The sequence below is a fragment of the Pseudoxanthomonas sp. LjRoot204_2 genome (assembly GCF_056175765.1).
In genome coordinates this window covers 1-7,615 of record NZ_JBGFFG010000146.1, presented here as the reverse complement: position 1 = coordinate 7,615, position 7,615 = coordinate 1, and the positions used below count along the sequence as shown (strand labels likewise).

The 7,615-nt window shown below is 65.3% G+C and carries 5 protein-coding genes; 2 read left to right on the top strand and 3 right to left on the bottom strand.

The window, feature by feature from the left end; all coding sequences use genetic code 11:
- From metH to AC04L7_RS08685, 3 genes are all read right to left on the bottom strand, one after another.
- A partial coding sequence (gene metH, locus AC04L7_RS08695; RefSeq protein WP_475512839.1) for a methionine synthase occupies nt 1–2,127 on the bottom strand: 2,127 nt, incomplete at its 3' end.
- Nucleotides 2,124–3,212, bottom strand: a complete 1,089-nt coding sequence (locus AC04L7_RS08690) for a homocysteine S-methyltransferase family protein (protein ID WP_435998246.1) — start codon at nt 3,210–3,212, stop codon at nt 2,124–2,126. The genes AC04L7_RS08690 and metH, both read right to left, overlap by 4 nt.
- Nucleotides 3,209–4,138: an ArsR/SmtB family transcription factor gene (locus AC04L7_RS08685; RefSeq protein WP_475512838.1), complete on the bottom strand. Its 930-nt coding sequence runs from the start codon at nt 4,136–4,138 to the stop codon at nt 3,209–3,211. The genes AC04L7_RS08690 and AC04L7_RS08685 overlap by 4 nt, the downstream gene beginning before the upstream one ends.
- 125 nt (nt 4,139–4,263) lie before the next feature.
- Between AC04L7_RS08685 and AC04L7_RS08680 the strand changes: the two genes are divergently transcribed.
- Together AC04L7_RS08680 and AC04L7_RS08675 are read left to right on the top strand one after the other, a co-directional pair.
- Entirely contained in the window at nt 4,264–5,412 is a 1,149-nt protein-coding gene (locus tag AC04L7_RS08680; RefSeq protein ID WP_475512837.1) for an acyl-CoA dehydrogenase family protein, read from the top strand.
- A gap of 165 nt (nt 5,413–5,577) precedes the next feature.
- Entirely contained in the window at nt 5,578–7,458 is a 1,881-nt protein-coding gene (locus AC04L7_RS08675) for a DUF885 domain-containing protein (RefSeq protein ID WP_435998250.1), read from the top strand.
- The last annotated feature ends 157 nt before the right edge of the window (nt 7,459–7,615 follow it).

Below are 7,615 nucleotides of genomic sequence, written 5' to 3'. Positions count from 1 at the left end.
GAAATCCGGTCGCTCGGCCGGTTTGTCGACCTGCTGGCGCAGGAAGTGCAGGCGCTCGGTCCTGCCGTCGACCTGCAGTTCCACGTCGTCGCCGACGCTGTTCGCAGGCCACAGCCCGAACACCGCCCTGGCCGTCAGCCACTTCGCGTCCACGATCCTCGCCAGCATCGCGCGAGCATCCCGGTACAGCTCACTGGCCTGCGGGCCGACCACCTCGTCGGTCAGGATTGCCGGGTACTTGCCGAACAGCTCCCACGCGTTGAAGAACGGTGTCCAGTCGATGCAGTCGACCAGCTCGCCGAGCGGATAGTCCTCGAACACATGCAGCCCCGGCTGGCGCGGCGCGGGTGGCACATAGTCGGCCCAGCCGCCATCGAACTTCTGTCCGCGGGCCTTCTCCAGCGAGACCAACCGTTTGGCATCCCCGCGGTTCTTGTGGCGCTCGCGAATCTCGGCGTAGTCGGCGTCGTTGGCAGCGACGAAGGCTGCACGCATGTCGCGCGAGATCAGCGACTGCGCGACACCCACGGCACGCGATGCGTCCTTGACCCACACGGTCGGCGCTCTGTAGTGGGGATCGATCTTCAACGCCGTGTGCGCGCGCGACGTGGTCGCGCCGCCGATCAGCAGCGGCATCTCGAAGCCCTGCCGCTGCATCTCGCGCGCCACATGGGTCATTTCCTCCAGCGACGGTGTGATCAGGCCCGACAAGCCGATCAAATCGGCATTCTCGGCGCGTGCTGTGTCCAGGATCTTCTGCGTGGGCACCATCACACCCAGGTCCACCACATCGAAGTTGTTGCAGGCGAGCACCACGCCGACGATGTTCTTGCCGATGTCGTGCACGTCGCCCTTGACGGTGGCCATGACGATCTTGCCGTTGGATTTGCCGACATCGCCGGTGCGCAGCTTCTCCGCTTCGATGAATGGCAGCAGGTAGGCCACGGCCTTCTTCATGACGCGGGCGGATTTCACCACCTGCGGCAGGAACATCTTGCCGGCGCCGAACAGGTCGCCGACCACGTTCATGCCGTCCATCAGCGGCCCCTCGATGACGTCCAGCGGTCGTGACGCCTGGCGGCGTGCTTCCTCGGTATCCTCGTCGACGTAGGCATCGATGCCATGCACCAGCGCATGCGCAAGGCGCTCGCGCACCGGCTTCTCGCGCCAGGCCAGGTTCTCGACCGGCGCCTCGCCTTTCTTGCCCTTGTAGCGGTCGGCGATCTCCAGCAGCCGTTCGGTCGCGTCCTTGCGGCGGTTGAGGATCACGTCCTCCACGCGCTCGCGCAGGTCGGCGTCGAGCTCGTCGTAGACCGGCAGGCCGCCAGCGTTGACGATGCCCATGTCCATGCCGGCCTGGATGGCGTGATACAGGAAGACGGAATGGATCGCGGCACGCACGGGCTCGTTGCCGCGGAACGAGAATGACACGTTCGAGACACCACCGGAGACATGGCAGTGCGGCAGCGTCCGCTTGATGATCCGGGTGGCTTCGATGAAGTCCACCGCGTAGTTGTCGTGCTCTTCGATGCCGGTGGCGACGGCGAAGATGTTCGGATCGAAGATGATGTCTTCCGGCGGGAAACCCACCTCTTCGGTCAGGATGCGGTAGGCGCGGGTGCAGATCTCGACCTTGCGCGCGCAGGTGTCCGCCTGGCCCGTCTCGTCGAAGGCCATGACCACGGCAGCCGCGCCGTAGCGAAGGACCTTGCGGGCGTGGTCGATGAAGGCGTCCTCGCCCTCCTTCAGCGAGATCGAGTTGACCACGCCCTTGCCCTGCAGGCACTTCAGGCCGGCCTCGATCACGCTCCACTTGGACGAGTCCACCATCACCGGGATGCGTGCGATGTCGGGTTCCGAGGCGATCAGGTTGAGGAAGCGATCCATCGCCTTCTCGGAATCGATCAGGCCCTCGTCCATGTTCACGTCGAGGATCTGCGCGCCGTTGGCAACCTGCTGGCGTGCGACCTCGACGGCTTCTTCGTAGCGTTCTTCCTTGATCAGCTTGCGGAACTGCGCGCYGCCGGTGACGTTGGTGCGCTCGCCGACGTTGACGAACAGCAGGTCGGGCGTGATGACCAGCGGCTCCAGCCCGGACAGGCGGGTGTAGCGGACGGGGACGCTCACGCGGCCTGCTCCACGGCATGGACAGGCAACCGGCGCGGAGGAATGCCGGCGACGGCGTCGGCGATGGCGCGGATATGCGGCGGCGTGGTGCCGCAGCAACCGCCCACCAGGTTGAGCAGGCCGGCTTCGGCGAACTCCTTCAGCGTTGCGGCCATCTCCTCGGGCGTCTCATCGTATTCGCCGAACGCGTTGGGGAGACCCGCGTTGGGGTGCGCGCTGACATACGCATCGGCCACGGTGGCCAGCGTTTCGACATGTTCTCGCAGGTCACGAGCGCCCAGCGCGCAATTCAGTCCGACCGACAGCGGTCGGCTGTGTGCGACGGACGCGTAGAACGCTTCAGCGGTCTGTCCGGACAACGTGCGGCCGGACGCGTCGGTGATGGTGCCGGAGATCATCACCGGCAGCCGGCCGCCGCGCGCGTCGAAGACTTCCTCGATCGCAAACAGCGCCGCCTTGGCGTTGAGCGTATCGAAGATGGTTTCCACCATCAGCGTGTCCGCACCGCCATCGATCAGGCCTTCGATGGCCTCGCGATAGGTCGTGCGCAGTTCATCGAAACTGGTGTTGCGGTACCCCGGATCGTTGACGTCGGGACTGATCGAGGCGGTACGGCTGGTCGGGCCGAGCACGCCGATCACGAAGCGCGGTTTGGCGGGCGTGGTTGCTTCGATGGCGTCGCAGCACTGGCGTGCGACGTGGGCCCCGGCCTTGTTCAACTCGTACACCAGGTGTTCCAGGCGGTAATCGGCCTGGCTGATCGCGGTGGCGTTGAAGGTATTGGTTTCGATCAGGTCGGCGCCGGCGTCCAGATACGCGGTGTGCACGCCAGCGATCACGTCGGGCTTGGTGAGGAGCAGCAGGTCGTTGTTGCCCTTGAGGTCGTGGTCGCAGCCGGGGCCGTGTGGGTGCGGGTGGGCGGCATCGCAGCCGTCGGCGAACCGCTGGCCTCTATAGTCGGCTTCCTGCAGGCCGTGGCGCTGGATCATCGTGCCCATGGCGCCGTCGATGATCAGGATGCGTTCTTCGAGGGCCTTGAGCAGCAGCGCGGCGCGGGCGGGGTGTAACCAGGGGAGGGTCTTCATGGCTTCTGCGCGGTCAGCGACAACACTTCGAAATGGGGTGGACGGCGTTCGCGGGTGACGGTTTCGGCGTTGGCGATCTCCAGCCCCGCCTTCTCGGCGAACTTGCGGAGTTCCTTCTCCGAGAAGCCGAGGTTGACGTGGCCGTAGGCGTCGACGACCGACTTGTGTTCATGCTTGCCAAGGCTGCTGAGCAGCAGGCGGCCGCCCCGACGCAGCACGCGGGCCGCTTCGGCGACGGCCTGCGCCGGTTTGGCCGAGTAGGTGAGCGCATGCATCAGCACGACCAGATCGAAGCTGCCGTCCTTGAACGGCAGCGCATGCATGTCGCCCTCACGGACCTCCACGTTCGGGAAGCGGCGCAGGCGCTCCCCGGCCGCCGCCACGACGCGGCTGCTGGTATCGATGCRGACGTAGCGCTTGGCATGCGGCGAGAGCAGTTCGGCCAGCACGCCATCGCCGGACGCGATGTCGAGCACGTCGCCGGTTTCCAGCAGGGGCAGGGCGGTGCGGGCCAGCGCTTCCCAGGTACGTCCGGGCGAGTAGTGGCGTTCCATGTCGCCGGCCACGCTGTCGGCCCAGTTCTGGTCCGCGGCGCGGTTGGCCAGAACGGCCGCGATGCGCTCGGCATCCTGGCGCAGCAAGGGGTCGTCGCTGCCATCGCGCAGGCTGCGCCAGAGTTCGCGTTGGACGGTGTCCAGGTTGTCTTCGTCGAAGCGGTAGTACGCCGATACCCCGGCGCGGCGGTCGCGCGCCAGGCCGGCTTCCTTCAGCTTTGCCAGATGCGTGGATACGCGTGGCTGGGCCAACTGGGTGATCGCCGACAGCTCGGCTACGGTCAACTCCTCGCGGGACAGCAATGCCAGCAGGCGCACGCGCGTGGCGTCGGCGAATACTTTCAGCCGGGCCGACCAGGCTTCCAGATCCATGAATATCTTCCTATCGCGATATAGAGATATTCTGAAGTTCGGCGCCGCCCGCGGTCAACCCATGGCATACGCCGACGGATGGTGGCGGGTTACAATTGGTATCTAACTTTGGTCGAGGGGTACCCGTGGATTTCGCATTCACCGAAGAGCAGTTGATGATCCAGGACGTCGCGCGCCGGATCGCCCAGGAAAAGATCGGCCCAAGCGCCGAGCACCACGACCGGACCGGCGAGTTCCCGCTGGACAAAATCCGCCTGCTGGGCGAGAACGGCCTGATGGGCATCGAAGTGCCGGCGGAATACGGCGGCGCCGGCATGGATCCCATCGCCTACGTGCTGGCCATGATCGAAATCGCGGCAGCCGACGCCGCGCACTCCACCATCGTGTCGGTGAACAATTCGCTGTTCTGCAACGGCATCCTGACCTTCGGCACGGAAGAGCAGAAGCAGACCTACGTGCGGGCTATTGCCGAAGGCCGGGAGATCGGCGCGTTCGCGCTGACCGAACCGCAGTCCGGCTCCGACGCCACCGCGATGCGCTGCCGTGCCGTCAAGCAGGCGGATGGCAGCTTCGTCATCAATGGCAAGAAGAGCTGGATCACCTCCGGCCCCGTCGCCAAGTACATCGTACTGTTCGCGATGAGCGAACCCGACAAAGGCGCGCGCGGCATCACCGCGTTCATGATCGACACGGAGAAGGCCGGGTTCCATCGCGGCAAGACCGAGCCGAAGCTGGGTATCCGTGCCTCGGCGACGTGCGAGATCGAATTCACCGATTACCTGGCGACCGCGGATACCGTGCTGGGCAAGGAAGGCGAGGGCTTCAAGATCGCCATGGGCGTGCTGGATGCCGGTCGCATCGGGATCGCCAGCCAGGCGATCGGCATCGCGCGTGCTGCGTACGAAGCCACCATCGCCTACGTCAAGGAACGCAAGGCATTCGGCGCGCCGATCGGCACGTTCCAGATGACCCAGGCCAAGATCGCCGACATGAAGTGCAAGCTGGACGCCGCCACCCTGCTGACGCTGCGTGCCGCATGGGTGAAGGGGCAGGGCCAGCGCTTCAGCAACGAAGCGGCCATCGCCAAGCTCACCGCTTCCGAAGCCGCCATGTGGATCACCCACCAGGCGCTGCAGATCCACGGCGGCATGGGGTATTCGAAGGAAATGCCGATCGAGCGATACTTCCGCGATGCCAAGATCACCGARATCTACGAGGGCACCTCGGAGATCCAGCGCTTGGTGATCGCGCGCAACGAGACCGGGCTGCGCTAAGGCCCGGGCCAGTCCGGTACGGAAACGCCGCCGCGAGGCGGCGTTCTTCGTTACGGGACGCGTGCACGGACGACCCCCGCCTTTGGTCATGGGACCCGGGGCCGACGCTCCGCTAAAGTGGCCTGATGCGGGGGTCTGTCCCCCGTTTTCCTCCTGGAGACCCCGATGCGCAAAACCCTGATCGTCTGTGCCCTCACGCTGGCCCTGGCTGCCTGCGACAAGGGCCCTGTTCCGGCCGCCGGAACCACTGCGGATGCGGCGACCCCGGCGGCGTCCGCCGCCGATGTCGCAGCCGAAAGCAAGCGGCTGAACGAGTGGTTCGACAAGAAGTACGAGGAACAACTGAAGTTCAGCCCCATCCAGCTGACGTTCCAGGGTCGCAAGGACCTGTACGACCAGGTCGACGACATGTCGGAGAAAGCGACGCGCGACCAGGTCGCGTGGCAACAGGCCAGCGTCGAGGAAATGGAGAAGACCTTCGACTACGCCAAGCTCGACGACGAGGCGAAGTTCTCCTACGACCTGTGGAAGCTGCAGTACGAGAACGCGCGCGACGGCCTGCCGTTCCTGCTGGACGGCTACGCATTCGACCAGATGAACGGTGCCCAGGGCTTCTGGCCGACCTTCCTGATCAGCTTCCACAAGGTCGATGAAGAGGCCGACTACACGGCTTACATCGCCCGCCTGAAGGCCACCCAGCGCGCCTTCGACCAGTTGCTGGAGCGCGCACGCGCATCGGCAGCCGAAGGCGTGCGCCCGCCGAAGTTCGCCTACGAGGGCGTGATCGACCAGGCGAAGAAGGTGGTGACCGGCGCGCCATTCTCGGCCGGCAAGGATTCGGCGATCTGGGCCGATGCGCAGGCCAAGGCCGATGCGCTGGTCAAGGCCGGCAAGATCGATGCGGCGCGTGCGACCGCCCTGAAGGACGAAGCGCGCAAGGCGCTGCTGGAGCAGTTCAAGCCGGCCTATGACGGCGTGATCGCGTGGAGCGAAGAGGAACTGCCGAAGGCGGCCGTCAACGCCACCGGCGTGGGTAGCACGCACAAGAACGGCAAGGCGTACTACGAGTACCAGCTGCGGCAGATGACCACCACCGGCATGACCGCCGACGAGATCCATGCGCTCGGCCTGAAGGAAGTCGAGCGCATCAAGGGCGAGATGACGGCACTGAAGGACAAGGTCGGCTTCAAGGGCGACCTGGACGCCTTCTTCGCCTTCATCGACAGCGACAAGCAGTTCAAGTATCCGAATACCGATGCCGGCCGCCAGGCCTACATCGACGATGCCACCCGCGCCATCGACAACATCAAGAAGGTGTTGCCGCAGTACTTCGGCCTGCTGCCGAAGGCGGACCTGGTGGTGAAGCGCGTGGAACCTTTCCGCGAGCAGGACGGCGCCGCACAGCATTACTACCCAGGAACTCCGGATGGCTCCCGTCCGGGCGTGTATTACGCGCATCTCTCCGACATGAACGCCATGCCGAAGCCCGAGCTGGAGGTCATCGCGTACCACGAGGGCCTGCCGGGCCACCACATGCAGATCGCCATCGCGCAGGAACTGACCGGCGTGCCGAAATTCCGTACGCAGTACGGCGTGACCGCATACGCCGAGGGGTGGGGCCTGTATTCGGAATGGCTTGCGAAGGAAATGCCGGGCACGTACCAGGACCCGTACTCCGAGTTCGGTCGCCTGAGTTCCGAGATGTGGCGTGCGATCCGCCTGGTGGTGGATACCGGCCTGCATGCGAAGGGCTGGACGGAGCAGCAGGCCGTCGAATACTTCGATGCCAACAGCGCGGTACCGCGTGCGGCGATCGAGTCGGAGGTGAAGCGCTACCTGATCATGCCGGGGCAGGCCACGGCCTACAAGATCGGCATGATCAAGATCCAGGAACTCCGCAAGAAAGCGGAAACCGAACTCGGCGACAAGTTCGACATCAAGGGATTTCACGACACCGTGCTGGGCGGAGGCGCGTTGCCGCTGACCCTGCTGGAGCGTCGTGTTGACCAGTGGATCGCGAAACAGAAGGCAGCCAAACCGGCCTGACCGTCGGCGTGTGTCGAAGCAGAGAACCCCGGCGCCATGCCGGGGTTCTCGTTTCTTGCGTCAGTGCGTGGTGGCCAGCCGGTGCAGATTCGCCGGCAGCCAGGCATCCAAGCGGGTGGGCGATTCGCCAGTGAGGTGGCGATAGTCGTCGGTGATC

Bases quoted from the DNA above. Each gene is read 5' to 3' on its own strand.
- AC04L7_RS08675 (WP_435998250.1), top strand. From the start codon at position 5,578: ATGCGCAAAACCCTGATCGTCTGTGCCCTCACGCTGGCCCTGGCTGCC.
- AC04L7_RS08690 (WP_435998246.1), bottom strand. From the start codon at position 3,212: ATGAAGACCCTCCCCTGGTTACACCCCGCCCGCGCCGCGCTGCTGCTC.